Source organism: Amycolatopsis pretoriensis, from assembly GCF_900107925.1.
In the GTDB taxonomy this organism is placed as follows: domain Bacteria; phylum Actinomycetota; class Actinomycetes; order Mycobacteriales; family Pseudonocardiaceae; genus Amycolatopsis; species Amycolatopsis pretoriensis.
The window spans coordinates 226,673-250,323 of sequence record NZ_FNUJ01000001.1; the positions used below are offsets into that span (position 1 = coordinate 226,673).

Below are 23,651 nucleotides of genomic sequence, written 5' to 3' on the forward strand. Positions count from 1 at the left end.
GAACCAACCGTGCTAGTCTCCGCGGCGAAAGAGTTCGGTGACCGAATCAACTCAGGAGCCCGCATGGCCAGCCGCCCCGGAGCCGTCCTCGTCGCCTCCGGCGGCGCCACGCTGCTCGCGCTCTTCGTCTTCACCGCGCCGCTGTCGATCGTCCCGGCGGTGGCCGGCGGGCTCGGTGCCGGCGCGGTCGCGACGTCCTGGATCCTCAGCTCGATGAGCCTCGGGCTGGCCGTCGCGCTGCTGCCGGCCGGCGCGATCGGCGACGACTTCGGCCGGCGGCGCGTCTTCGTCGCCGGCGCCGTCGTGACGGCCGCCGGTTCGCTGCTGTGCGCGGTCGCGCCGGGGCCGCTGACGTTCATCGGCGGCCGCGTCGTCGAAGGCCTCGGCTCCGCCGCGCTGATCGCGTGCGGGCTCGCGGTGCTCGGCCCGGCGTTCCCCGACGCCGCCGGCCGCGGCCGCGCGACCGGCCTGTGGGGTGCCTGCTTGGGCGCGGGCATCGCGATCGGCCCCCTGGTGGGCGCGGCCCTCGACCACCACTGGCGCGTGCTCTACGTCGTGATCGCGGTGCTGTCGCTCGGCGTCGCCGTGCTCGGCCGGGTCCTGCTGGCGGAGTCCGAATCGGACCGTCCGCGGACGGTCGACCTGCCCGGCGCGCTGCTGCTCGGCGGCGGCCTCGCGGCGCTGCTGGCCGCGCTCACCGAAGGCCGGCAGGGCTGGACGAGTCCCCTGGAACTGGCCCTGATCGCGGCGGCGGTCGTGCTGCTCACGGCGTTCTTCGCCCACCAGCACCGCTCCGGCGGCGGCATGCTCGACCTGACGCTGTTCCGCCGCCCGGCACTGGTTTCGGCGACGGCCGGCGCGTTCGTGGCGGGCGCCGGCGTCACCGCGCTGATGGCGTTCCTCTGCACGATGCTCGAGAACGGCCTGGCCCTGAGCCCCCTGGCGGCGGCGCTGGTGGTGCTCGCGTGGTCGGCGACGAGCGTGGTGTCGGCGATCCTGACCCGCCGGCTCCCGTCGACGTTCTCCGGCGGCGCGCGGCTGAGCGCGGGCCTGGTCGCGGTGGCGGCGGGTTTGGTGCCGCTCGCGTTCGTCACGCCGGCCTCGGGCCCGGCGGCCTTGCTGCCGGGCCTGGTGGTGGCGGGGTTCGGGACGGGCGTGGTGAACGCGTCCCTGGGACGCGAAGCGGTGGCGAGCGTGCCGCCGCACCGGACCGGAATGGGCAGCGGCATCAACAACACGAGTCGCTACGTCGGCGCGGCGCTCGGCGTCACGGTGGTCAGCGTGCTGGCTGTGCATCCCTCGCGGGAGGCGCTGACCGCGGGCTGGAACACGGCGGTCGTGGTGGGCATCGCGGTGTCCCTGGCGGGCGCGGCGGCGATCGCGGCGCTGACGGCCCGGGCGAGGCGCGTCACGCCGGCGGTCGTGTGAACCGCTCGAGCATCGCCCGCAGCTTGCCCGCGCCGACATTCGCGCCGAAGGCTTCGGCGCCGGGCTCGAGCCGGACGCCTTCGGCCAGCGGGCCGGCGACGACCGGGTCGAAGCCCAGAGCGTCGACCAGGTCCGCCACGCGCGCCACGTCGGCCGGGTCGTCGCCCGCGATGGCGATCCCTTGCGGCCCGGCGTGCCCGGCGGCCGTGCCTCGTCTTCGAGGTCGTGGTAGCCCATGTGGTTGAACGCTTTCACGACGTGCGCGCCCGCCAGGAAGGCCTGGACCGACTCGCTGGTCGACTCGCGCAAGTCGGCGCGGACGCCGTCGACCTCCCACCAGTAGTTCATCGCGTCGACGACGAGCTTGCCGGCGAGCGCCGCCGCCGGGAGCGTGCGGTACTTGCCCAACGGCAGTGCGAGCAGCACGACGTCCGCCTTGGCCACCGCGTCCGCCGCGGTCACCGCGACCGCGCCCGGGGTGAGGACGTCGACGGCGAGCGCGATCTTCCCGGGTGCCCCCGAGCCGGTCACGAGCACGTCGTGCCCGGCCGCGAGAGCGAGGCGCGCCAGGACGGTGCCGACCTTGCCCGCGCCGAGGATCCCGAGGATCAGTCCGCCGCCGCCAAGAGGTCGCGCACCATCGGGAGCACCTTGGTGCCGTACAGCTCCACCGCCCGCAGGCGCGCGCTCACCGGCTGCGCGCCCGCCGTGTAGATCAGGTCGAACCGGCCGACGCCCAGCTCCCTGGCCGCGCGGGCGATCTTGCGGGCGACCGTCTCCGGCGACCCGATGTACAGCGAGCCGTGCTCGATCTCGTGGTCGTACTCCGCGCGCCGGATCGGGGCCCAGCCGCGCAGCGCGCCGATCCGGTCGCGGATCACGCGGTAGTGCGGCCAGAACACTTCGCGCGCCTGCTCGTCCGTGTCGGCGACGAACCCGGGGGAGTGCATGCCGACCGGGTGGGCGGTCGTCCCGAACTGCGCGGCCGCCCTGCGGTACAGGTCGACGTACGGCGCGAACCTCCCCGGCGGCCCGCCGATGATCGCCAGCATCAGCGGGAGGCCGTGGCGGGCGGTGCGGATGACCGACTGCGGCGAACCCCCGACGCCGACCCACGTGCTCAGCCGCCCGCTCTCGGTCTTCGGGTGGACGTCGGCGTCCACCAGCGCCGGCCGCAGGGTTCCCCGCCAGGTCACCGGTTTCTCGTCGAGCAGCCGCACGAACAGGTCGAGCTTCTCCTCGAACAGCGTGTCGTAGTCGCTCAGGTCGTAGCCGAACAGCGGGAACGACTCGGTGAACGAACCGCGGCCGAGGATGACCTCGGCGCGGCCGTGCGAAAGGGCGTCGACCGTCGCGAAGCGCTGGAACACGCGGACCGGGTCGTCCGAGCTCAGCACCGTCACGCCGGAGGACAGCCGGATCCGCGACGTGCGCGTGGCGATGCCCGCCAGCACGGTCTCGGGGGTGGAAATCGCGTACTCGGGCCGGTGGTGCTCGCCGAGCGCGAGCACGTCGACACCGAGTTCATCAGCGAGCACGGCTTCGTCGACCACCTGCCGGATGGCGGCGGCGGGGGAGAGCGGTCGGCCGGCGTCGTCCTGCGCGACGTCGCCGAAGGTGTCGAGCCCGAATTCCAGGTCGGTCACGATGACTCCTTTGGTTGACGTGTCAATCATCCGCTCGATATGATTGACGTGTCAATCAGGAGGTGTGGTGACCCAGCCGACACGACGGCGGCGCGTGCTGCCGACCACGGAGGAGCTGCGCGTCTGGCGCGGGTTCATCGAGACCGCCGAAGCCCTGCGCGCCGAACTTGGCGCGCGCCTGCAGGCGGAGTCCGGGCTGTCCCCGGGGGACTACGCGGTCCTGCTCGCCCTCAGTGAGGCGGACGAGCGGCGGCTGCGCTCGTCGCAGCTCGCCGACGACGTCGGCTGGGAGCGCAGCCGCCTGTCGCACCACCTCGGCCGGATGGAGAAGCGCGGCCTGATCCGGCGGGAAGAGTGCCGGACGGACAACCGGGGCGCCGAAGTGGTGCTGACACCGGAAGGCGACGCGGCGTTCCGCGCGTCGACGGTTCCGCACCTGACCGCGGTGCGCGAGCTGTTCGTCGACGCGCTGACCCCGGAGCAGCTCGCCGCGGCCGGCGAGGTCGCGGCGGCGCTCCGGGCCAACCTCGGCTAGAGCCCGTAGGTCTTGCCGATGATGTCGCGCTGGATCTCGCTCGTCCCGCCGTACACAGTGGACACCACGGTCGAGCGCAGCAGGCGTTCCATGCCGTACTCGGTCGCGTACCCGTAGCCGCCCAGCATCTGCATGCCGTCGAGGGCCATCGCCTTCGCGAACTCCGTCGCCTTGAGCTTCGCCATGGAAGCCTCGCGCGGCAGGGGTTTCCCGGCCGCGGCGTCGATCTTGCGGGCGACGTCGTGCACCAGCAGGCGGGTGCACTCCAGTTCGGTCGCGTGGTCGGCGATCCGGTGCCGCAGTGCCTGGAACGACCCGACCGGGCGCCCGAACTGCCGGCGGTCCTTGACGTAGGAGACCGTGTCGTCGAACGCGCGGCGCGCGGTGCCGAGCATCAGGGCCGCCAGGATCATGCGTTCGAGGTTCAGCCCCGCCATCAGCTGCCGCCAGCCCTGCCCGACCTCGCCGACCACCGCGTCGCCGGGCAGCGTGCAGCCGGTGAAGTAAAGGTCGTTCACCTCGCGCCCGCCCATCGTGTCGATGCCGTGCACCGCCAGGCCGTCGACGCCCGCGGGCACCGAGAACATGGTCAGGCCGTCGTGCTTGCCGCCGTCGGCGGACGTGCGCGCGACCAGCAGGATGTGCTGGGCGATGTGGGCGTTGGAGCACCACGTCTTCTGGCCGTCGACGACCCAGCCGTCGTCGTGGCGCACCGCCTTGCACGCGAGCGCCCCGACGTCGGAGCCGGCGCCGGGCTCGGACATCGAGACGGCGAGGACGTCCCCGCGGAGGAAGGCGCCGAGCACCTCGTGCTTGCGCTCCTCGCCGGCGAACTTCTCGTACGACGCCGCGGTGATCACCGACGTGGCGAACCCGCCGATCGGCGCCTGGTGGTAGGCCGTCGTCTCCAGGAACAGCACCAGGTCGAGCATGCCCTGGCCGGCGCCGCCGTACTCGGCCGGGACGCCGACGCCGAGCCAGCCCAGCTCGGCCATCTTGCGGTACAGCGCGTCGTTGTGCGGGTTCCGGCCGTCGTCGGTGAGGGCCAGCCACTTCTCGCGGGTGCCCACCTCCCGGCGGCAGAGGTCGTCGACGGCGGCGACGAAGTCGCGCTGTTCGGTGCTCAGGCTCACGGGCGCTCCCGGCGGTCGGAAAGATACAAGGCTACCTGTCTTGTATCTTCATATCCGCGCGCGGCTCAGGTGTCCAGCATCGGGACGAGGTAGCGCCGGGCCAGGTCGGCCAGCCGGGCCTCGTCGTCGAGGTCGACGACGAGGCTGGGGATCGCCAGGAAGGACGCGGACACCCGGACCATGAGCTCGGCCACGACCTCGACGTCGAGCTCGGCGGACACCGTCCCGGCGTGCTGCTCGCGCCGCAGCTGGCCGGCCACGAACTGCTGGACGGTGGCCAGCGTCCGCCCGCCGTCGGTGATCATGGACGAGGCGAGCAGCCCCGGTTCGGCGGCGATCAGCCCGCCGATCAGCGGGTTCCCGCGGATGGCGCGCAGCGAGCTGACGAAGCCGAGTACGACCCGGTCGGCGACGGTCTCGGCCTGCGTGATCTCGGCGAGGAACCGGTCGAAGTAGCGACGGTATTCGCGGCGCACGACGTGCTCGACCAGCGTGTCCTTCGTGGCGAAGCGCCGGTAGACGGTGATGCGCGACAGCCCGGCCCGCTTGGCGACGTCCTCCATGGTGGAGCGCTGGATGCCGATCCGGCAGAACTGCTCGAAGGCCGCGTCGAGCACGCGGACGCGGACCTCATCGGCGTCGCCGACCTGCTCGAGCGCGTCGGTGTAGGCGCGCTGCAGGAGCGACTCCGCGCCCGGCGCGGAGGTGAACGGCGACACCACGGGGTCCACAGGCACCTCCCGATCCTCTCAGCCTAATTCTTGTGGGCGGTGGCCCGACACGCTCTGGCCGAATCGACCCGCCGGACCGCGGTGAAGCGCGGCGGAGCACTGGGAGTGGCAGGCGTGGCGCTGTGGACGTGGCCGAAGCGTCGGTCGCCCGCACCGGGGCGGGCGGTTTCCGCCAGGGCGCCGATCGCGTCGGCGGCCGTGGTGTTCGCCGCGCGCTCCGCCAGCCGGCCAATTCGCCGGCGGCCGCGTGCGCGCGGTTCGCCGCGGCCCGCGGGTCGGTGAGGTCCGGGGTGACTGTGGCGATCCGCACGGCTTCGGTGCACACCCCGACCGTCGAGGCGGCGCGCCGTCAGTCGTTCCGTCGAGCGCATTCCGGGATTCCTTTCGTCAGGACGAGCGGACTTCGGTACGGGTCCGGATCAGGCTGGCCACGACGGCGGTCGCGAGAATGGCGCCGACCACACCCAGCGACAGGCCCGTCGGGATCTTCCAGATCTCCAGCAGCAGCATCTTCACGCCGACCCAGACCAGCACCAGCGCCAAACCCAGCTTCAAGTACACGAACCGGTGCATCAGGTCCGCCAGCAGGAAGTACAAGGCACGCAAGCCCAGGATCGCGAACGCGTTGGAGGTGAAGACCAGGAACGGCTCCTGCGTGACGGCGAAGATCGCCGGGATCGAGTCGACCGCGAAGACCACGTCGGTCACCTCGATCAGCACCAGCACCGCCAGCAGCGGTGTCGCCACCCAGCGGCCGGCCTCGCGGACCAGGAACTTCCCGCCGTGGGGGACGTCCGTCGACGGGACGAGCCGGCGGAACGCGCGCAAGACCACGTTCTGCGAGTAGTCCGCCGGTCCCGCGCGGTGCAGTGCCATCCGCACGCCCGTCAGCACCAGGAACGCGCCGAACACGTAGAGGATCCAGGCGAAACTCGCGAGCAGCGCCGAGCCGGCCGCGATGAACACCGCCCGGAACACCAGTGCGCCGAGGACGCCGTAGAACAGGATCCGGTGCTGGTGTTCGCGCGGCACGGCGAAGTAGCCGAAGATGATCGCGAACACGAAGACGTTGTCGACCGCCAGGGACTTCTCGATCACGTACCCGGCGAAGTACTGGCCCGCGAACTCCGCGCCCCAGACCTGCCAAATGACCACGCCGAACGCGACGCCCAGCGTCACCCACACACCCGACCACACCAGCGCCTCGCGGACGCCGACGACGTGGGCCTTGCGGTGGGCGAACAGGTCGACCGCGAGCATCAGCAGGATGACGCCGAGCACAGCGGCCCAGGCCCAGAAGGGGACGGTCACAGCACACTCCTCCGGTTCGGTGCGAACCGGAGGTCTTCCCGGCCACCGCGAGGTGGCGCCGGCACCGGGTCTGCGCTGGGGCAGCCGTATTGACGATGCCGGACCGGGGCGGGTACTCCCCTCCGTCCACTCCAGAATGACGAACTCTGCTTCGTCTGTCAAGTGTGGACGGCTAAGCTGCCCGCATGGCTTCGTGGACGTTCCTGAGCAACCACGCGCACGTCCTGCTGTGCCTGGCCGAGGACCCGGACCACCGGCTGCACGACATCGCCGAGCGCGTCGGCATCACCGAACGCGGTGTACAGCTGATCCTGGCCGACCTGATCACCGGCGGCTACGTCGAACGCGAGCGCGTGGGCCGCCGCAACCACTACACGATCCACCCGGAAGGCCGCCTGCGGCACCCGCTGGAGGCCCACCACAACGTCGCCGAACTGGTGGCGGCGCTGGGTCACCCGGCCGTGGGTTGACCGCTGATCACCCGCGGGACCAGCGGGACCAACGGGCCCGGCGTTCCTGAACCTCAGTCCAGCAACGGCACTGTCAGCCGGAAACACGCGCCTTCCCCGACCGCCGTCGTCAATTCGACGTCGCCGCCGTGCGCCCGGGCCAGCGACCGGGCGATCGACAACCCGAGACCCGCGTCCGCGCCGCCGGAGCGGGTGCGGGACCGGTCGGCGCGGTAGAAGCGGTTGAACGCCTTCTCCGCCTGCCCGGCCGTCATCCCCGGGCCGGCGTCGGCCACCTCGAGGACCGCGCGGCCCGCCACCGTGCCGACGCCGATGCGGACGGCCGTCCCCGGTGGGGTGTGCGCGGCCGCGTTGCCCACCAGGTTCGTCACCACCTGCCGGAGCCGGGCCTCGTCCGCGTCGACCGGCGCCGGGCCCGGTGGTCCGTCCCCACCCGGTCCGGTGAGTGTGACTTCGCGCGACGGGTCGAGCGCGCGCAGGTCGTGGCGGGCGTCGCCGGCGAGGGTGCGCAGATCCATCGGGGCGCGGTCGAGCTGTTCTTCCGGCGCCTCGTCGAGCTGGGCGAGCAGCAGCAGGTCCTCGGTGAGCGCGGTGAGGCGGGTCGCTTCGCGGTCGATGCGCCGCATCGCATCGTCCACATCGGACGCGCCCATCCGGTAGAGCTCCGTGGACCCCTTGATGCCGAACAGCGGCGTGCGCAGCTCGTGGCTGACGTCCGCGACGAACGCGCGCATCCGCGCCTCCGACGCCGCCCGGGCGGCGAAGGCGCCTTCCAGCTGGCCGAGCATGGTGTTGAGCGACGCCGCGAGGTGCCCGATCTCCGTGCCGGGCGGCGCGAGGACCGGGACGCGCCGGGTGAGGTCGCCGCCGGCGATCGCGGCCGCCGTGTGCTCGATCCGGCGCAGCGGCCGCAGGCCCCGGCCGAGGGCGAACCAGCCGGCCGCGGTCAGCACGACGAGCAGCCCCGCGCCGGTGACCAGGCTGCTCACCCGCAGCTGGGCGATGGTGGCGTCGGCTTCGGCGAGGGGCGCGGCCGAGACGACCGTCCCGCCCCAGCGCAGCGCCGGGCGCGCGATGGCCCGCCAGCGTTCCGAACCGTCGGTGGCGCCGAGGTCGACGGCCGTCCCGTCGGTGGGGACGGTGCGCAGCGCATCCAGCGGCGGCAGCGTCGATCCCGGTACCCGCGACGAGTGCAGGCCGCCCACCACCGCGCCGCCGGGGTCGAGGTAGACGACGTACGGGGTGCCGAACAGGTCGAGCGCGGGGTCGAGCAGATCCGGCCGCACGGCGGGGTTCGCGGCCGGGGGCGGGCCCGCCGCGCGGGAGATGAGCTCGGTCATCGACCGCAGCTGGCCGTCGAGGCGGTCGAGCTGGAAGCGCTCCAGCTGATCGGAGACGAGCGCGCTGACGAGCGTCAGGCCGGCCAGCAGGAGACCCGCGGTGAGCAGCAGCAGCCGCGCCCGCAGCGACAGCCGCCTCACCGGCGGGGCTCGCGCAGGACGTAGCCCACGCCGTGGACGGTGTGGATCAGCTTGGGCTCCTCGGTGTCGACCTTGCGCCGCAGGTAGGAGATGTAGGTGTCGACGATGCTGGCGTCGCCGCCGAAGTCCTCGCGCCACACGCGGTCGAGGATCTGCGCCTTGGACACGACCCGGCCGGCGTTCTCCATCAGGTAGCGCAGCAGCCGGAACTCGGTGGCGGACACGCGGACGGGCCGGCCCGCGCGCGTCACCTGGTGGCCGCCGGCGTCGAGGGCGAGCGTGCCGACGCTCAGCACGGCGGCCGGGTGTCCCGCGGTCCGGCGGAGGATCGCCCGGATCCGCGCGATCAGCTCCGCCAGGTCGAAGGGCTTGGTGACGTAGTCGTCGGCGCCGAGGGACAGGCCGGTGACCTTGTCGGCCTGGCCGTCGCGCGCGGTGAGGAAGAGGACGGGCACGGTGCGGTGCAGTTCGCGCAGCCGCCGCACCACTTCGAAGCCGTCGAGGTCCGGCAGCATGACGTCCAGCAGCACCAGATCGGGCGGTTCTTCGGTGGCCGCGGCGACGGCTTCGCCCGCCGTCGCCGCGGAGGTCACCCGGAAGCCGGCGAACCGGAGCGCGGCGGAGAGCAGCTCGCGGACGGTGGGCTCGTCGTCCACCACCAGCAGCCGGGTCATCGCGTCCATGCCCGCGAGGATACGGAGATCGCGCGGACGAGCAGATTGCCCGCAAGCCCGGCGCAGGCCCCGCCCGCGGCCCCGGCGGCGAGGGCGAGGAGCGGGTTCGCCGCGAGGTGCGCGCCGAAGACGGGGACCGAGAAGCCGAAGACGGTCACGGAGAGGTCGACGGAGAACCGGGACAGGAGCGCGACGGCCGCCAGGACGCCGCCGGTGATCGCGGCGAGTTCGGTGGCTTGGCGAAGGGGTGGCCGGCGCCGGCGGAGGGCGACCGCGATGCCGCAGCCGAGCAGGACTGCCGCGGCGATCCAGTGGGTGGCCGGAAAGCTGGTGTCGGGGGCGCAGGAGGGTATGCCGGTGAGGTGCCAGGGGACGCCGAGCCCGGTCAGGACGGCGGCGGGGATCAACTGGGGGAGGAGCAGCAGGACGGCTCCGGCCGCGGTGGTGCCGCCGAGTGCGCCGGCGGCGATCAGGGAGACGGCGGTGAGGGCAGCCAGTGGCCATCGGAGGGCGCGGAGGGTTGTTGCGGTGGAAGGGAAACGGGTGATGAGCCAGCAGGCAGCGATGACGATGAGGGCGAAGCCGAGCGCGCCGGCGATGGTGGGTCCGGCGGCGACCGAGTAGGTGGCTTCCAAGTGGGTAGAGGAGGGCAGGCCGGCTTGGGTGGGGAACGCGGGGTTCAGGCCGCCGGCGCCGGGCAGCCCGGCGGGCGCGGGAAACGCGGCTTTCAGCCCACCGGCGCCGGGCGGGCCGGCGTGCGCCGGATAACCGGCGCCAAGGCCGCCCAGCGGAACCCTCGCCGGAGCACCGGCACCCGGCAGCCGAGCCGAAACACAGCCCGCGGGTCCGCCGACCCCGCGCGGCAACCCCACCTTTCCCTGGCCCACAACGCAATCCCACCCAACACCCCGACGAATGCCGCCCCCGCCACCGCACCGCGCAAGAGCAACCCTTCCCGCCGTCTGAGCAACAGCCACCCCAAAACCACCGCCCCCGCAACGGAAACCCCCAACGGAATCCCGTGCAGCTCACCCCGCAAGCCGACCGGGAGGCCGGCCACGGCAGCCGCCTGAAAGTCCACCGATCCGCCCACCGCCAACGCGACCATCGGCGCCGTCAACCCGGCGGCGCCGAGCAGCGCCAACCCCACCGCCGCGACACCCGCCATCGCGAGCAGGGCCGAGCCCGCCGCCACCAAGCCCCGAACGATCTCGCGCATCACACGTCCCGGCGCCGGAACACTGCGAACGCCGCCGCCAGTACCGCGGCTACCTCCGCTGCTCGCGAGCAGGGCCGAGCCCGCCGCCACCAAGCCCCAAACGATCTCGCGCATCACATGTCCCGGCGCCGGAACACCGTGAATGCCGCCGCCAGTACTGCGGCTACCTCCGCCGCTCGCGAGCAGCGCGACACCCGCCGCCACCAAGCCCCGAACGATCTCGCGCATCACACGTCCCGGCGCCGGAACACCGTGAACGCCGCCGCCAGTACCGCGGCTACCCCCACGCACATCCCGGCCAGGTTCAGCCACGGGTGCGGGAAATCCGGGTCGGGCACCGTCTTCAGCACCGCCGAAGCCCCGAGCGTCGGCCAGTAGAAGAACAGCCCGCGCACCCACGCCGGGAACAGGCCCGCCAGCGCCGGGACCAGGAAGACGATCCCGACGAGCGTCGCGAGCGCGCCCGCCGTCGCGCGCATCAGTGTGCCGAGCCCGACCGCCAGCAGCGCGATCGCCGCCAGGTAGAGCCCGCCGCCCGTCACCGCCGACAGCACCCCCGGGTCGCCGAGCCCGGCCCGGGGCAGGTCCTGCGCGCCCAGGACCGCCTGGCCCAGGAAGAACGCGGCGAACATCAGCACCTGGCCCGCCACCACGGCCACGCCCACAGCCACCACGACCTTGGCCGCCAGCAGCCGGTGCCGGCGGGGCGTGGCGATCAGGGACGTCCCGATCAGCCCGGTCGCGTGCTCGCCGGTGACGACCAGGATGCCCAGCACCCCGATGATCAGCTGCGCGACGATGTACGACGTCAGGCTGCGGTTGGTCGGGTCCCAGGCCTGCGGATCCTCGGCGTACGCCTTCCCGGCGGCGTTCATGGCCAGCGCCGTGATGCCGAGCCCGGCCGCGAACAGGCACGCCAGGGTGTACCAGGTCGAGCGCAGGCTGCGGAGCTTGATCCACTCCGCGTGGATCGACTGGGTGAAGCTCACGCGCTCGCTCCCTCGTACTCGACGCTGTCGCGGGTCAGGTTCATGAAGGCGTCTTCGAGCGAGACGCGCTGCGGGGTGAGTTCGGCGAGCGCGACGCCGTGGTACGCCGCGAGCTTGCCGATCTCGCCGCTCGTCAGGCCGGACACGACGAGCGCGGCCTCGGCGCCTTCGCGCACGGTGGCGCCGGCGGTGGCGAGCAGCCGCGCGAAACCGGCATCGGGCGTGCGGACGAGCACGGTGCCCTCGCCGCGCACGAGCTCGCTCACGGCGGTGTCGGCGACGAGCCGGCCGCGGCCGATCACGACCAGGTGGTCGGCGGTCTGCGCCATCTCGCTCATCAGGTGGCTGGACACCAGCACGGCCCGGCCTTCGCGGGCGAGGGAACGCATGAAGTCGCGGATCCACCGGATGCCTTCGGGGTCGAGCCCGTTCACCGGCTCGTCGAAGATCAGTACGCGCGGGTCGCCGAGCAGCGCCGCCGCGATGCCGAGGCGCTGGCGCATGCCGAGCGAGAACCCGCCCGCCCGCTTGCCCGCCACGCTCTCCAGCCCGGTCCGGGCCAGCACTTCGCCGACCCGGCGCCGCGGGAGCCCGTTGCTCGCCGCGAGCGCCAGCAGGTGGTCGTGGGCTTTCCGGCCACCGTGGACGGCGCCGGCGTCGAGCAGCGCGCCGACCTCGGTCAGCGGGACGGGCAGGTCGCGGTAGCGGCGCCCGCCGACGGTGACGGACCCGCGCGTCGGCGCCGCGAGGCCGAGGATCAGCTTCATGGTCGTCGACTTGCCCGCGCCGTTCGGTCCGAGGAACCCGGTGACCTGCCCGGGTTCGACGGTGAACGACAGGTCGTCGACGACGGTGTCGGGGCCGTACCGCTTGGTCAGGCCGCGCACTTCGATGGTGGTCATGGCGGCGAGCGTGGCCCGGCCGCCTGGCCGGTTCCTGGGAGGTTCTGGGAGAACCCTGGGAGTCCGCGCGGCCGGGAGCGGAATCGCCGCGCGCTTCCCCGGAAATCGATTCCGGCCGGGGTCAGTCGCGGGTGGCGCGGGCGCGCAGGTGCGCCCGTTCGCCGTGCTGTCCGAAGAGGATCAGCAGCTCGACGGCCGTCCCGTCGGCGCTGCCGAGCCAGTGGGGGAGCGTCGTGTCGAACTCGGCGGCCTCGCCCGCCGGCAGCACCAGGTCGTGCTCGCCGAGGACCAGCCGCAGGTTCCCGTGCAGTACGTAGAGCCACTCGTGGCCGTCGTGGGTCTGGTGGACCGGCTCCGGCGGGCGGTCGCTGCCGGGGATCAGCATCTTGTACGCCTGCATGCCACCCGGCCGCCGGGACAGCGGCACGAACGTCATGCCGTAGCGGTGGATCGGCGCGAGGTGGACGCGCGGGTCGCCGGTGCGGGGCGCGCCGACGAGGTCGTCGAGCGGGACGCGGTAGGCGCGCGCCAGCGGCAGCAGCAGTTCCAGGCTGGCCCGCCGCTGCCCGCTTTCCAGCCGCGACAGCGTGCTCTCCGACACCCCGGTGGTGCCGGCGACCTCGGCCAGCGTCAGCCCGCGGGTGCGGCGCAGGGCCCGCAGCCGGGGGCCGACCGCGTGCAGGACGTCTTCGATGTCGTCGCTCACCCGGCCATCTTGCCGAAACCGCAAGAAAGCGTGCCACTCCGGCACGCCCCGCGCCACGGTGGGGGCATGACCGCCACGGAATTCTGGGACACCCACTACGCGACGCCGCGCGCCGCACCCCGCCCGAACGTCCGGCTCACCGAAGTCGTCGCGGACCTCACGCCCGGCACGGCGCTCGACCTGGGCTGCGGCGCCGGCGGCGACACGCTGTGGCTCGCCGGCCGCGGCTGGCGGGTGACCGCGGCCGACATCTCCGGCGTCGCGACGACCCGCCTGACCGAACGCGCACAAGAGCTCGGGCTCGGCGAGCGCGTCCACGCCGAGCGGCACGACCTGGCCGAGACGTTCCCGCCGGGCCGCTTCGACCTCGTCTCGGCGCACTACCTGCACACTTCCTTCGCGTTGCCACGCGCCCGCGTGCTGCGACAGGCCGCGCACGCGCTGGAGCCGGGCGGCCGGTTGCTGGTCGTCGACCACGGGTCCGTCGCGCCGTGGTCGTGGGACCAGGAGGCCCGGTTCACCTCGCCTCGCGAAGTGGCCCTGTCGCTCGAGCTGGACGGCGGTGAGTGGGCCGTCGAGCGCGCCGAAGCGCTGTCCCGCCGGGCCACCGGACCCGGCGGGCAGGTCGCCGAGGTCGTCGACAACCTGCTGCTGATCCGCCGAGCCGCTTGACCGTCCGAGAAGGACAGAGAGGACACCCCATGCCCCGCCGTCGTGACACCCCGCCCCCGCGGACCGGACCCGCCGAGAAGGACGTGCTGCGCGGGTTCCTCGACCAGCTGCGCGCCGCGGTCGCCGCCAAGGCCGACGGTGTGCCGGAACCGCAGGTCCGGACGCCGGGCGTGCCCTCGGGCACGTCCCTGCTCGGCCTGGTCCGGCACCTCACGCACGTCGAGCGCTTCACGTTCCTCGGCGAGCGGACAGCCGACTGGCCAGCCACGTTCCGGCCGCGTCCGGAGGAGACGGCGGAAGCGCTCCTGGCGGGTTACCGCGCGGCGGTCGCCGAGGCCAACGAGGTGATCGACGCGTGCGCCGACCTGACGGAGCCGGTCGCCCGCCCGGGGCGGACGCCGCCGTCGATGCGCTGGGCGCTGGTCCACCTGATCGAGGAGACCGGCCGCCACGCGGGCCACGCCGACATCCTGCGCGAACTGATCGACGGGTCGACGGGCCGGTGACCGGGTTCGCGCCGGCCGGTGTGCGACAGTGGCGGGATGAACCACCAGCGCCCGGCGTCGATCCGGGAGCTCGCACGAAGTCCCGCGTGGACGGTGACGGGATCGCGCGGACGCTGGAGCACGGCTGAACGCGTCCTGTCGCTCGGCAGCCACCACTGGGTGGTCGGGCTGACCCCGACGGCGGGCGGGGCGACGGCGCTGATGCTGTGGTGCGACGACGAAGTGATCGCCCATCGGCGCGGTCCGGAAGCGGCATTGTGCGAGACGGCGTTGCGGTGGGAAGCCAACTTGCTGGCGGGCCGTCCGTGGGACGGCCGCTGAGCCGGGCCCGCCGGTGCGGCGGGCCCGGGACCGGTCCTAACGGATGGGCTTGGCGGCGGCGAAGTACGCGTTCGACGGCGTCAGGAACGACAGCACGACGCCGATGACGGCGACGACCACGCTGATGTACCCCAGCACCGTGGTCTGCCCGACGAGCACCGAAAGCAGCTGCAGCGCGGTGATCACCGTGAGCACGATCCGCGCCCAGTTGCGGCCGGCGCGCAGTTTGAACGCGAACAGCAGGTACAGCGCGGCGATGACCACGGCGATCACGAGCGCGACGACCATCGTGATCGTGACGGCCTGGTCGATCTGCGCGTCGGTCAGCGAACCGCCGCTTTGTCTGTTCGAATTCCGCAGTGTGTCGGCGATCGCGTCACGGCTTGCGAAGATCAGGAAGCCGCCGACGAGGCCGATCACAGTCGAGGCGATGAACGCCCAGAAAGCCCCTTCGACCGTGCTGGGCCGCGCCGGTGCGGCGGCGGGCCGGCCCGCCGCCGCGGATTCGGGATAGTTCGGGTAGTTCGGTGATTCGGTCATAGAGATCGAATAGCACGCTCACGACCCGCCCGCTGAACGAACGGCCGTTTCCGGCGTGAAACCGTGATATCGGACGAGTCAGTGCTTGCGGCCGAGCGCCTCCCGCTTGACGAATCCGATCACCGCGGTCGCCACGAACAGCACCGCGCCGACGATGATCAACCAGAACAGCCCCTTGATGACGATGCCGAGGACGGCCAGGACGGCCCAGATCACCAGCAGCCCGATGAGGATTCCCATGTCAGCTCCCTTTCGCAGTTGCCGCGGGGATACCCGCGCACCCGGCTCGCTACACGCGGCGACGCCGTCGCCAGTACGCCCAGGTGACGGCGGCCAGCAGCGGCGCCCACAGCAGCAGCGGCAGGTAGCAGGCGACGAGCAGGGCGTGCCAGCCCGGGCCGGCGAACGTGACGGCGCCGAGCCCGGGGAAGTCTCGGAACGCGTACGCCCAGATCGCCGCGAGCGCCAACGCCCCGGTGGCGGCGGGGACGATAGCCGCGTACGGCGCGACCCGGCGGCCGCCGAGCAGCGGGATCCACCGGGGGACGCGTTCGCCCCACGGCCGGACCAGGCCGAGCGTGAGCAGCGCCAGGGCTTCGGAGACGACGCTCAGCCCGACGATGTACGCGGCTTCGCCGAAGCCGATCGCGTAGTGGGGCCGCAGCCCGAGATCGGCGCCGCCGGCGAGGAAGAGCCGCCAGATGCCGGACGGCAGGGTGACGAGCGGGACGGCGTGCGCGGCGACGACGGCCCACCGCTGCGGGCGGACGACGGAGGGTGCGGTCATGGTCCCGACTCTGTCCGGTTCGCGACGCCGGTACCTCCCGCCGAGGTATCAGCCGGCCCCTCTCTCGGGGGAGACGGACGCCGAACGTCAACGGCGGCCCGCTGACGTCCACTGTGGACCTACCTCAAGCCGGCTCCCAGCCCAGGTGCGCGGAAACCTCCGCGGCGGCCCGCGCGGTGATCCGGCCCGCGGCGTCGAGGCGCGCGCCGAGCCGGCCGGCGGGCGCGGACACGTTGAGCGCGGCGACGACCCGGCCGCGGAAGTCCCGCACCGGCGCCGAAACGCCGACCAGACCCGGCTCGAACTCTTCGTGAACGCGGGCGTACCCGTCCCGGCGGGCTTCCCCGATCTTCGCCCACAATCGAGGCAGAGTGTCCGCTTCGGACGGTCCGGGGAAGCGGACGTAGAGGTCGTCGGGGGAGGCGTCGAGCAGCAGCACGCGCCCGGCGGACGTGCAGTGGGCCGGGACACCGCGGCCTTCCCAGCCGGGTGCGCGGAACGAGTGCCCGGACACCGAAAGCACCGTGAGCACCTCCTGGCCGCGCAGGACGCACAGGTGGATGGTCTCTTCGAGCTCGGCCGACAGCTCCCGCATGACCGGCTCGGCGACGCGGACGAGCCGGTCGTCGACCGTCCGGGCGACGAGTGAGAACAACCGCCGCCCGAGCCGGTAGGAGAGCGTGTCCGGATCCCGTTCGACGACGCCCTCTTCGGCGAGCGCCTTGAGCGCCCGCGACACCTGGCTCTTCTCCCGCCCGGTGAGCTGGGCGAGCCGCACGACACCCAGCCCGCCGGCGCGCTGAGCCTCGGGTGAGGCGAGCGCTTCGAGCAGGTCCAGGTCGCGGCGGAGGCCGTACCCCGGGCGGCGCGGGTCGTCGGGCACACCGCGAACGTAGCAAGCCGCGGTTGGCGTGAGCGCAACGCGCGTTGCGATCTCCGGCCGGTCCTTGCCCGGCGTTTCCGGCGGCTCCTACCGTCGGCCCGTGCGGATCACGGCCATCACCCTCGACCGGCTGCGGCTGGAGCTGGACCCGCCGCTGCACGCGGCCTGGGACCCGGACCCGCGCCGCCACTTCGACGCCACGATCGTGCGCGTGCACACCGACGACGGCGTCACCGGCATCGGCTCCGGCGACACCATGGCCGGGTTCGAGGCCGTCGAGCACCTGTTCCTCGGCCAGGATCCCCTGGACATCGTCCGGCACGTCTAGGCCATCGAAACGGCGAACTTCCACGGCGGCCGCTTCTGGCCCCTCGAAGCCGCTCTCTGGGACGTCATCGGCCAGGTCGCCGGTCTCCCGGTGGCGGCGCTGTTCGGGAACTCCGCCCGCTCGCTGCCCGCGTACGCCTCCTCGGCGGAGCTGAAGCCGCCGGAGGAGCGCGTCGAAACGGCGCTGCGGGCCCGCGAAGCCGGGTTTCAGGCGATGAAGATCCGCATCGCCCCCGATCGCGTGGACGACGGCGTCGCGGCGGTGGCGGCCGTCCGCGACGCGCTCGGCCCGGGCTTCGGGATCATGGCAGACCTCAACCAGTCCTGGCGGATGGCCGGCGACACCAGCGCCGCGACCGACCTGGCGGCCACCCGGAAGCTGGTGCGCCGGCTGGCCGAGCTGGACGTCCTGTGGGTCGAGGAACCGTTGCCCTATCACGATCTCGACGGCTTCCGGACGCTGCGCGCGGAGAACCCGGGCCTGCGGATCGCGGCGGGGGAGATGCACCACTCGGTGCCGGAACTGCTGCGGTACCTCGAAGAAGACGTCCTCGACGTCTACCAGATGGACGTCGTGCTGGCGGTCGGCCTGCACCGCACCCGGACGCTGGCCGAGCTCGCGCGGCTCAAGCACCGCGCGTTCACCCCGCACAGCTGGACCAACGGCATCGGCGTGCTGGCCAACCTGCACGTCTCGGCCGGCGTCGGCGGCGGCCCGTACTTCGAGTTCCCGTGGGACCCGCCCGGCTGGACGCCCGAGCGGCGCGACTTCATGCTGGCGGAACCACTGGTGATCACCCCGGCCGGGCACCTGGAGGTTCCGGACCGGCCCGGTCTGGGCGTCGAACTCGACGAGGAGGCGGTGGCGCGGTGGCGGATCTGACGCGGTTGTCGGTGGCGCCGGCCGGGCGGACCGAATACGGTCCCGGCGTCCTGGCCGAGCTGCCCGCCTTCGTCGCTTCCCTGGGGCACGCGCGGGTGTTCGTGGTCACCGACCGCGGCCTGCGCGCGACCGGGATCGTCGGACGCGTCGAGAAAATCCTGGCGGCGGCCGGGATCGAGCACGTCGTGCACGAGGACGTCGGCCCGAACCCGTCGACGGCGGAGCTGGACGGCGGGGCCGCGCGGCTGCGCGAGTTCGGCGTCGCGACGGTGCTGGCGCTCGGCGGCGGGTCGGCGCTGGACGCGGCCAAGGGCATCTCCCTGCTGGCCGGCAACCCGGGCGCGGCCGCCGCGGACGCGGACCGGCTGTGGGACGCCGGCGACGGCCTGCCGCTGATCGCGGTGCCCACCACCGCGGGCACCGGCGCCGAGACCAACGGCTTCGGCGTCACCGAAGACCGGTGCGCGCGCCGGAAGGTCTATATCGGACACTCGTCGGTGCGGCCGCGGATCGCCGTCCTGGACCCGGAGTTGACGCTCGGCCTGCCCGCCGCGGTGACCGCCGCGTCCGGATTGGACGCTCTGGTCCACGGCATCGAGTCCCTGGCGTCACGCGGGTCGACGCCGTTCTCCGCGGCGTACGCGACGCAGGCGGTCGAGCTGGTCGGGCGCTGGCTCCCGGTGGCCTGCCGCGACGGCGGTGACCTGGCGGCGCGGTCCGGGCTGATGCTCGGCGCGCACCTGGCCGGGCACGCGCTGACGCTGTCCGGGCTCGGGCTGGTCCACGGCATCGGGCACGCGCTGACCGCGCACACGGGCACCCCGCACGGCGTCGCGCTGGCGGCGGTGCTGGAAGAGGTGATGGCGTTCAGCGCCCCGGCGGCCGAAGAGGCGTACGAGGCGACGGCTCGGGCGCTGCGCGGGCCGGGCGGGGCGATCGAGGCCGTGCGCGGGATTTCCGGCGCGATCGGCATCAAGCGCCCGCTGCGCGAACTGGGTGTCACCCGCGCGGACATCCCGGCGATCGCGGCGGACGCCGTCGCCGACGCCGTCACGAAGAACGCGCCCCGGCTGCCGTCGGCGGCGGAGGTCGCCGAGCTGCTGCACGGGGTGTACTAAGCGGCCGGGTCGGCCGCCACCGCGACCAGGTGCGGCGCCAGCGCGTCCGCGATCACCGCGTAGCCGGCCGACGACGGGTGGAACCGGTCCGCCGAGAACAACGTGGCGTCGGCGGCGAAGCGGGCGGCGAGCTGGGCGCTCGCGGTGGCGACGGCACCACCGGCCCGGATGGCGGCGTCCGCCTGGGCGCTCGCGTACTGGCCGCTCGCCGCGGACACGAGGTTCCGGTAGGGCGCCGGTACCCGGGACACGATCCCCAGGTCGGGGGCGGGCACCACGAGGACGCGGGCGCCGGCCCGGACGAGCCGGGCCACGGCGTCGTGCAGCTGCCGGGCACCGACCGCCGGCGAGACGAACCCCGCCAGGTCGTTCGCGCCGATCACGATCAAGGCCAGGTCCACGCCGTCGCCCACGGCGGCGCCGGTCTGGCGGTCGAGGTCGGCCGAGCGGGCGCCGGGCACCCCGTAGCCGCGAAGCCGGACTTCGTGCCCCTCGGCGCGCAGCCGCCGCGCGAGCCGCTGTCCGAGGGTGTCCTCGACCCGGGTGCTGCCGACGCCGGCGGCGAGGGAGTCGCCGAGGACGCAGAATCGGAGAATGGTCATCGCTCACTACAACGTCCGCACGGCGTGGTTGTTTCCCGGGCGGTCCGCGTGACCGGGACGGTGGTCGTGCGGGTGCTGCTCGGGCTGGTGCTGGTCGTCGTGCTGGTCCTGGCGCTCGTGTGGGTGTTCCAGCGCCGGCTGATCTACGCCCCGGACACCTCGCCGGTGCCCGCGGCCGCCACGGCGCTGCCCGGCGCCGAGGACGTCCGGCTCCGCACCGCCGACGGCCTCGACCTGGGCGCCTGGTTCGTCCGGCCGGACCGGACACCGGCGGCGACCGTGCTGGTGGCGGGCGGCAACGGCGGCAACCGGGCCGATCGGGCGCCCTTGGCGGCGAAGCTCGCGCGGGCGGGGCTGGCGGTGCTCGTGCTCGACTACCGAGGCTACGGCGGCAATCCCGGCGACCCCAGCGAGGCCGGCCTCGCGCTCGACGTCCGCGCGGCCTGGCGGTTCCTCACCGAGGGCCGGCGGGTGCCGCCGGGGGAGATCCTCTTCTACGGCGAGAGCCTCGGCTGCGCGGTCGTGGCCGAGCTGGCCCTCGAGCACCCGCCGGCCGGGCTGCTGCTGCGGTCGCCGTTCACCGAGCTGGCCGCGGTCGGTGCCGAGGTCTATCCGTTCCTGCCGGTGCGGCTGCTGCTGCGTGACCGGTTCCCGGTGCGGGACGAGGTCGCCCGCCTGCGGGTGCCGACGGTGGTGGTCCTCGGCGGCCGCGACGCGGTCGTCCCGCCGGCCCAGAGCCGCGAGGTGGCCGCGGCGGCGTCGGCGCGGCTGGTGGAGGTCCCGGGCGCCGATCACAACGATCCGGTGCTGCTGGACGGGCCCGAACTCGTCGAGGCGGTGCTGTCGCTGGTGCCGCGCTAAGTGTGGGTGGTCACCCAGGTGGCGATCTGGGCGCGGTTGGTGCGGCCGAGCTTGGTGAGGATGTGCTGGACGTGGCTCTCCGCCGTCCGCTCGGAGATGTGCAGCAGCGCGGCGATCTGCTTGTTCGTCAGCCCGTCGGCCACATGCGCGGCGACCTCGCGTTCGCGGCGCGTCAGCGGGCCCGGCGTGTCCCCGCGCAGGGCCGCCGCCAGCGCGTCGGCGGCGTCGCGGACCGGGGCCATCCCCAGCTGCGCGGCCGTCGCCGACACCGACGCGGCCAGGCCGAGCGCTTCGGCGACGTCGCCCGGGCGGGCACGCCGGGCCAGCGTCTTGGCCAGCTCGAAGCGCGCCAGCGTGGCGTACGGCGGGGTGCCGGCTTCGTCGTTGGCCGCGATCGCGAGCCGGGATTCGCGCACGGCTTCGTCGAGCCGGCCGGCGGACGCGGCCGCGAGCGCGAGGTACCGGCGGACCGAGCCGGTGACGAGGATCGAGCCCGCGCCGCCGGTGACGAACAATCCGGCGTGCGGCCGCAGGACCGCCGCCGCCCGCTCGACCGCCTCGGGCGGCCCGAACTCCACGCCCAGCTCCACCGCCGCCGCGGCGACGGGCAGCGTCGCGGGCACCGGCGCGGGCTGCGGGCCCGAACCGCGGCGGTAGAACTCGGCCGAGCGGACCCGGTCGCCGATCTGCAGCAGCCACGCCGAATGCAGCAGCGCGACGAACGGCGGGGCGTGCTCGGTGAAGATGCTCTCCATCGCCGGCGTCACCAGGCTGGTCCGCCCGGTGAGCCCGACGACGGCCGCCAATACGGTGATCGGCACGCCCTGCAGTGACATGTGCGCCCGGTCGGCCACGAGGGCGAAGCTCTGCTGCAGCGCCTCGACGGCGTCGTCGAACCGGCCGCGGGCGATGGCGATCGTCGCGGAGCTGCGCAGGTGGTGCCAGCGCGCGAGCGGCCGGCGGAGGCGTTCGGCCGGCAGCCGCAGCGCGCCGAGCTCGGTTTCGGCCTCCCCGAACCGGCCGAGCATCAGCAGCGCGTCGAACCGCCACAGGTGGCCCCACAGCAGCACGTCGGCGTCGTCGCGGTCCTCGCCGAGGGCGATCATGCGGTCGGCGAGGGCCAGCCGTTCGTGCACGCCGTCGGGGGCGGAGCGCACCATCTGCCGGGCCCGCAGCGCCGAGCAGAGCACGTCCGGGTCGCCGAGCCGGTCGGCGATCGCGAGGGCCTCGGCCGAGGCCGTTTCGGCGTGGTCGCCGCCGAGGAAGCCGGCTTCGCCCGCGTGGAGGGCGAGCAGGCGGGCACGCAGAGGGTCGTCGCCGGGAGGCAGCTCGGCGAGCGCCTCGCGGGCGATCTTGGCGCCGTTGAAGCTGCCCCACGGGTCCGACAGGCCTTCCATGGCGAGCGCGATTTCGCCCAGGAGCGCGGGGTCGTTCGCTTCGCGGGCCGCGCCGGCGGCGAGCTCCAGGACCTGGGAGCCGCGTTCGATCTCGCCGCCGCGCAGGTGGGCGACACCTTCATGGTGTCCCAGCCGGGCGCGGTCGGCGGCGGACGCGGGGGCCGCGTCGAGCGCGCGCCGGTAGAGCTCGGCCGCGCGTTCCCAGGCGAGCTGGGAGAGTGCCTGGTCGCCGGCGCGTTCGGCCCGGTCGGCGGCTATCGCCGCGTCACCGACGGGCAGCGACTCCAGCCAGTGGTGGGCGATCTCCGAGGTCCGGGCCGGGTCGCGGCGCTCGAGCCAGGCCGCCATCCGGGCGTGCGCGGTCAGCCGCGCCGCCGTCGGCAGGTCCGCGGCGGCGGACTCCCGGATCAGGTCGTGCGTGAAGCTGCGCGCGGTCACGATGCCGGCTTCGGCGGCCTCGTCGAGGTCGGTCAGGACGTCGGCGGCCGGGCGGCCGGTGATCTCGGCGAGCGCGGCCGGGTCGACGTCGCGGCCGAGCACCGCGGCGGTCGCGACGAGCCGCCGGCAGGGCTCGCCCAGCCGGGCCAGCCGTGCCCGGACGGTGTCCACGACGCCGTCCGGCAGTGCGTCGCCGAACCGGGCGAGCTCGTTCACGAAGAAGGGGTTGCCGCCCGAGCGGCGGCTGACGAGCGTCGCGACCTCGGCGGGGATCCCGTCGCGGCCGAGCCGGTCGACGACCTCGGCCTCGGTCAGGCCGGCCAGCCGGATCCGGGTCAGCACCGGTTCGCGGGCGAGCGCGGCGAGGGCGGTGGTGAGGGCTTCGCGGCCGGTCGTCTCGGTGTCCCGGTAGGTCGCGACGATCAGCACGGGTGCGCGGTCGAGGTCCCGGGCGAGGTGGACGAGCAGAGCGAGCGACGCGGCATCGGCCCACTGCAGGTCGTCGAGCACGGCGAGGAGGCCGTGGGGAGCGGCGGCCTCGCGCAGGCCATCGGCGAAGGCTTCGAAGGCTTGGAAGCGCGCTTCGGCGTTCGCGTCGCCGGTCGGGAAAGGACGCTCGAGGGAGCGGGCCAGCTGCCGGAAGACCCAGTAGGGCGGGCTGCCTTCGTCATCGCTGGCGCGCCCCCAGCCGACGGGGACACCGGTGTCCGCGGCGTGCCGGGCGAGTTCTCGGGCGAGACTGGTTTTGCCGATGCCGGGTTCCCCGACCACGAGCACCAGGCGGCCGTGCCCGGCCCGCGCATCGGCGAGGCCGGCCCGCAAGAGGTCCAGTTCGCCGGCCCGGCCGACGAAGCCCCGGCCGAGCTCCATGCGCCAGTACGATACGGCGCTCGGGGGTTTCCGGCGGGTATCGCCAGGTCGGCAAGGGTGAGCGGCCGGTGGATCCGGACCGGCTCCCGGAGCGGCGATCATCCGCGAGCCGAGCGGTGCCCTTTCGGCACTTCCCAGCCAGCCGATCTCGGCGACGCCGGTGGGCCCGCCGGGAACCTCCGTACCGCGGCTCCGTAGTTGCCCCGACGTGCGTACCGCGG

28 protein-coding genes and 1 pseudogene are annotated in these 23,651 nt (G+C 73.8%); 10 read left to right on the forward strand and 19 right to left on the reverse strand.

The features are described 5' to 3' along the window. Window positions 1-63: 63 nt before the first annotated feature. Complete coding sequence (locus BLV96_RS01080) at window positions 64-1,428, forward strand: MFS transporter (protein ID WP_086674322.1); 1,365 nt, start codon at window positions 64-66, stop codon at window positions 1,426-1,428. On the opposite strand, the gene BLV96_RS50455 is transcribed toward BLV96_RS01080, so the two are convergent. The 3 genes and pseudogenes from BLV96_RS50455 to BLV96_RS01090 all read right to left on the reverse strand — a co-directional run bounded on the left by BLV96_RS50455 (window position 1,409) and on the right by BLV96_RS01090 (window position 3,074). Then, window positions 1,409-1,567, reverse strand: a complete 159-nt coding sequence (locus BLV96_RS50455; RefSeq protein WP_244179990.1) for a hypothetical protein — start codon at window positions 1,565-1,567, stop codon at window positions 1,409-1,411. The two genes, BLV96_RS01080 and BLV96_RS50455, sit on opposite strands and share 20 nt — an antisense overlap. A gap of 260 nt (window positions 1,568-1,827) precedes the next feature. After that, window positions 1,828-2,040, reverse strand: a pseudogene (locus tag BLV96_RS50460) (NAD(P)-binding domain-containing protein); the annotation flags it as partial. Next, window positions 2,037-3,074, reverse strand: a complete 1,038-nt coding sequence (locus BLV96_RS01090) for an LLM class flavin-dependent oxidoreductase (protein ID WP_086674321.1) — start codon at window positions 3,072-3,074, stop codon at window positions 2,037-2,039. The gene BLV96_RS01090 and the pseudogene BLV96_RS50460, both read right to left, overlap by 4 nt. Window positions 3,075-3,141: 67 nt before the next feature. Between BLV96_RS01090 and BLV96_RS01095 the strand changes: the two genes are divergently transcribed. Further along, window positions 3,142-3,609, forward strand: a complete 468-nt coding sequence (locus BLV96_RS01095) for a MarR family winged helix-turn-helix transcriptional regulator (RefSeq protein WP_208608100.1) — start codon at window positions 3,142-3,144, stop codon at window positions 3,607-3,609. On the opposite strand, the gene BLV96_RS01100 is transcribed toward BLV96_RS01095, so the two are convergent. From BLV96_RS01100 to BLV96_RS01115, 3 genes are all read right to left on the reverse strand, one after another. Beyond that, window positions 3,606-4,742 (reverse strand): acyl-CoA dehydrogenase family protein, encoded by a 1,137-nt coding sequence (locus BLV96_RS01100; RefSeq protein WP_086674319.1) that lies wholly within the window; start codon window positions 4,740-4,742, stop codon window positions 3,606-3,608. The two genes, BLV96_RS01095 and BLV96_RS01100, sit on opposite strands and share 4 nt — an antisense overlap. A 65-nt stretch (window positions 4,743-4,807) precedes the next feature. Beyond that, complete coding sequence (locus BLV96_RS01105) at window positions 4,808-5,479, reverse strand: TetR/AcrR family transcriptional regulator (RefSeq protein ID WP_341866065.1); 672 nt, start codon at window positions 5,477-5,479, stop codon at window positions 4,808-4,810. Window positions 5,480-5,860: 381 nt separating this feature from the next. After that, a complete protein-coding gene (locus BLV96_RS01115) occupies window positions 5,861-6,784 on the reverse strand; it encodes a TerC family protein (protein ID WP_086674317.1) in 924 nt (307 codons plus the stop codon). 185 nt (window positions 6,785-6,969) lie between these two features. Between BLV96_RS01115 and BLV96_RS01120 the strand changes: the two genes are divergently transcribed. Beyond that, entirely contained in the window at window positions 6,970-7,254 is a 285-nt protein-coding gene (locus BLV96_RS01120; RefSeq protein ID WP_086674316.1) for a helix-turn-helix transcriptional regulator, read from the forward strand. A gap of 53 nt (window positions 7,255-7,307) precedes the next feature. Here the strand turns inward: BLV96_RS01120 and BLV96_RS01125 are convergent, their stop codons facing one another. From BLV96_RS01125 to BLV96_RS01155, 7 genes are all read right to left on the reverse strand, one after another. Further along, on the reverse strand, window positions 7,308-8,735 hold the full coding sequence (locus BLV96_RS01125) for a HAMP domain-containing sensor histidine kinase (protein WP_086674315.1): 1,428 nt from the start codon (window positions 8,733-8,735) through the stop codon (window positions 7,308-7,310). Continuing rightward, entirely contained in the window at window positions 8,732-9,418 is a 687-nt protein-coding gene (locus BLV96_RS01130; RefSeq protein WP_167379507.1) for a response regulator transcription factor, read from the reverse strand. The genes BLV96_RS01125 and BLV96_RS01130 overlap by 4 nt, the downstream gene beginning before the upstream one ends. Then, the gene (locus BLV96_RS01135) at window positions 9,406-10,044 is read right to left on the reverse strand and encodes a hypothetical protein (RefSeq protein WP_091388641.1); all 639 of its coding nucleotides are present in this window, start codon (window positions 10,042-10,044) and stop codon (window positions 9,406-9,408) included. The genes BLV96_RS01130 and BLV96_RS01135 overlap by 13 nt, the downstream gene beginning before the upstream one ends. Window positions 10,045-10,136: 92 nt before the next feature. Further along, window positions 10,137-10,856, reverse strand: coding sequence for a hypothetical protein (locus BLV96_RS01140; protein WP_143050904.1), 720 nt, complete (start codon window positions 10,854-10,856; stop codon window positions 10,137-10,139). Further along, window positions 10,856-11,617: an ABC transporter permease gene (locus BLV96_RS01145; RefSeq protein WP_086679032.1), complete on the reverse strand. Its 762-nt coding sequence runs from the start codon at window positions 11,615-11,617 to the stop codon at window positions 10,856-10,858. Before BLV96_RS01145 ends, BLV96_RS01140 begins: the two co-directional genes overlap by 1 nt. Next, window positions 11,614-12,519, reverse strand: coding sequence for an ABC transporter ATP-binding protein (locus BLV96_RS01150; protein ID WP_086679031.1), 906 nt, complete (start codon window positions 12,517-12,519; stop codon window positions 11,614-11,616). The genes BLV96_RS01145 and BLV96_RS01150 overlap by 4 nt, the downstream gene beginning before the upstream one ends. A gap of 121 nt (window positions 12,520-12,640) precedes the next feature. Beyond that, the gene (locus BLV96_RS01155; protein WP_086679030.1) at window positions 12,641-13,225 is read right to left on the reverse strand and encodes a helix-turn-helix domain-containing protein; all 585 of its coding nucleotides are present in this window, start codon (window positions 13,223-13,225) and stop codon (window positions 12,641-12,643) included. Window positions 13,226-13,291: 66 nt separating this feature from the next. On the opposite strand from BLV96_RS01155, the gene BLV96_RS01160 reads away from it, so the two are divergent. From BLV96_RS01160 to BLV96_RS01170, 3 genes are read left to right on the forward strand one after another with little or no spacing between them, the layout of a single operon-like run. Next, on the forward strand, window positions 13,292-13,897 hold the full coding sequence (locus BLV96_RS01160) for an SAM-dependent methyltransferase (protein WP_086679029.1): 606 nt from the start codon (window positions 13,292-13,294) through the stop codon (window positions 13,895-13,897). A 29-nt stretch (window positions 13,898-13,926) separates the two neighbouring features. Further along, window positions 13,927-14,403 carry a DinB family protein gene (locus BLV96_RS01165; RefSeq protein WP_086679028.1) on the forward strand — a complete coding sequence of 159 codons (477 nt, stop codon included), beginning with the start codon at window positions 13,927-13,929 and terminating at the stop codon, window positions 14,401-14,403. A 36-nt stretch (window positions 14,404-14,439) separates the two neighbouring features. Beyond that, window positions 14,440-14,724 (forward strand): hypothetical protein, encoded by a 285-nt coding sequence (locus BLV96_RS01170; RefSeq protein ID WP_086679027.1) that lies wholly within the window; start codon window positions 14,440-14,442, stop codon window positions 14,722-14,724. Window positions 14,725-14,760: 36 nt separating this feature from the next. Here the strand turns inward: BLV96_RS01170 and BLV96_RS01175 are convergent, their stop codons facing one another. The 4 genes from BLV96_RS01175 to BLV96_RS01190 form a co-directional block, all read right to left on the reverse strand. Continuing rightward, on the reverse strand, window positions 14,761-15,264 hold the full coding sequence (locus BLV96_RS01175; protein ID WP_086679026.1) for a hypothetical protein: 504 nt from the start codon (window positions 15,262-15,264) through the stop codon (window positions 14,761-14,763). 78 nt (window positions 15,265-15,342) lie between these two features. Next, the gene (locus BLV96_RS01180; protein WP_086679025.1) at window positions 15,343-15,504 is read right to left on the reverse strand and encodes a hypothetical protein; all 162 of its coding nucleotides are present in this window, start codon (window positions 15,502-15,504) and stop codon (window positions 15,343-15,345) included. A gap of 49 nt (window positions 15,505-15,553) precedes the next feature. Next, a complete protein-coding gene (locus tag BLV96_RS01185) occupies window positions 15,554-16,051 on the reverse strand; it encodes a hypothetical protein (RefSeq protein WP_086679024.1) in 498 nt (165 codons plus the stop codon). Window positions 16,052-16,175: 124 nt separating this feature from the next. Then, window positions 16,176-16,934, reverse strand: a complete 759-nt coding sequence (locus BLV96_RS01190; protein ID WP_086679023.1) for an IclR family transcriptional regulator — start codon at window positions 16,932-16,934, stop codon at window positions 16,176-16,178. A gap of 100 nt (window positions 16,935-17,034) precedes the next feature. On the opposite strand from BLV96_RS01190, the gene BLV96_RS50465 reads away from it, so the two are divergent. From BLV96_RS50465 to BLV96_RS01200, 3 genes are all read left to right on the forward strand, one after another. Continuing rightward, complete coding sequence (locus BLV96_RS50465; RefSeq protein WP_244179991.1) at window positions 17,035-17,262, forward strand: enolase-like domain-containing protein; 228 nt, start codon at window positions 17,035-17,037, stop codon at window positions 17,260-17,262. Between the two features lie 90 nt (window positions 17,263-17,352). Continuing rightward, window positions 17,353-18,144: a mandelate racemase/muconate lactonizing enzyme family protein gene (locus BLV96_RS01195; protein WP_244179992.1), complete on the forward strand. Its 792-nt coding sequence runs from the start codon at window positions 17,353-17,355 to the stop codon at window positions 18,142-18,144. Next, complete coding sequence (locus tag BLV96_RS01200; protein WP_167379508.1) at window positions 18,132-19,262, forward strand: iron-containing alcohol dehydrogenase family protein; 1,131 nt, start codon at window positions 18,132-18,134, stop codon at window positions 19,260-19,262. The genes BLV96_RS01195 and BLV96_RS01200 overlap by 13 nt, the downstream gene beginning before the upstream one ends. On the opposite strand, the gene BLV96_RS01205 is transcribed toward BLV96_RS01200, so the two are convergent. Continuing rightward, window positions 19,259-19,864, reverse strand: coding sequence for an SGNH/GDSL hydrolase family protein (locus BLV96_RS01205; RefSeq protein ID WP_086679022.1), 606 nt, complete (start codon window positions 19,862-19,864; stop codon window positions 19,259-19,261). The genes BLV96_RS01200 and BLV96_RS01205 overlap by 4 nt on opposite strands. Window positions 19,865-19,888: 24 nt before the next feature. Here BLV96_RS01205 and BLV96_RS01210 point away from each other — a divergent pair, with 24 nt between their 5' ends. Continuing rightward, on the forward strand, window positions 19,889-20,725 hold the full coding sequence (locus BLV96_RS01210) for an alpha/beta hydrolase (RefSeq protein WP_244179993.1): 837 nt from the start codon (window positions 19,889-19,891) through the stop codon (window positions 20,723-20,725). Here BLV96_RS01210 and BLV96_RS01215 read toward each other — a convergent pair. Next, on the reverse strand, window positions 20,722-23,430 hold the full coding sequence (locus BLV96_RS01215; protein WP_158104188.1) for an ATP-binding protein: 2,709 nt from the start codon (window positions 23,428-23,430) through the stop codon (window positions 20,722-20,724). The two genes, BLV96_RS01210 and BLV96_RS01215, sit on opposite strands and share 4 nt — an antisense overlap. Between the last annotated feature and the right edge of the window lie 221 nt (window positions 23,431-23,651).

Bases quoted from the DNA above. Each gene is read 5' to 3' on its own strand.
- BLV96_RS01120 (WP_086674316.1), top strand. From the start codon at position 6,970: ATGGCTTCGTGGACGTTCCTGAGCAACCACGCGCACGTCCTGCTGTGC.
- BLV96_RS01180 (WP_086679025.1), bottom strand. From the start codon at position 15,504: ATGGGAATCCTCATCGGGCTGCTGGTGATCTGGGCCGTCCTGGCCGTC.
- BLV96_RS01160 (WP_086679029.1), top strand. From the start codon at position 13,292: ATGACCGCCACGGAATTCTGGGACACCCACTACGCGACGCCGCGCGCC.
- BLV96_RS01080 (WP_086674322.1), top strand. From the start codon at position 64: ATGGCCAGCCGCCCCGGAGCCGTCCTCGTCGCCTCCGGCGGCGCCACG.
- BLV96_RS01205 (WP_086679022.1), bottom strand. From the start codon at position 19,864: ATGACCATTCTCCGATTCTGCGTCCTCGGCGACTCCCTCGCCGCCGGC.
- BLV96_RS01130 (WP_167379507.1), bottom strand. From the start codon at position 9,418: ATGGACGCGATGACCCGGCTGCTGGTGGTGGACGACGAGCCCACCGTC.
- BLV96_RS01185 (WP_086679024.1), bottom strand. From the start codon at position 16,051: ATGACCGCACCCTCCGTCGTCCGCCCGCAGCGGTGGGCCGTCGTCGCC.
- BLV96_RS01215 (WP_158104188.1), bottom strand. From the start codon at position 23,430: ATGGAGCTCGGCCGGGGCTTCGTCGGCCGGGCCGGCGAACTGGACCTC.
- BLV96_RS01175 (WP_086679026.1), bottom strand. From the start codon at position 15,264: ATGACCGAATCACCGAACTACCCGAACTATCCCGAATCCGCGGCGGCG.
- BLV96_RS01170 (WP_086679027.1), top strand. From the start codon at position 14,440: ATGAACCACCAGCGCCCGGCGTCGATCCGGGAGCTCGCACGAAGTCCC.
- BLV96_RS01165 (WP_086679028.1), top strand. From the start codon at position 13,927: ATGCCCCGCCGTCGTGACACCCCGCCCCCGCGGACCGGACCCGCCGAG.
- BLV96_RS01150 (WP_086679031.1), bottom strand. From the start codon at position 12,519: ATGACCACCATCGAAGTGCGCGGCCTGACCAAGCGGTACGGCCCCGAC.
- BLV96_RS01140 (WP_143050904.1), bottom strand. From the start codon at position 10,856: ATGCGCGAGATCGTTCGGGGCTTGGTGGCGGCGGGTGTCGCGCTGCTC.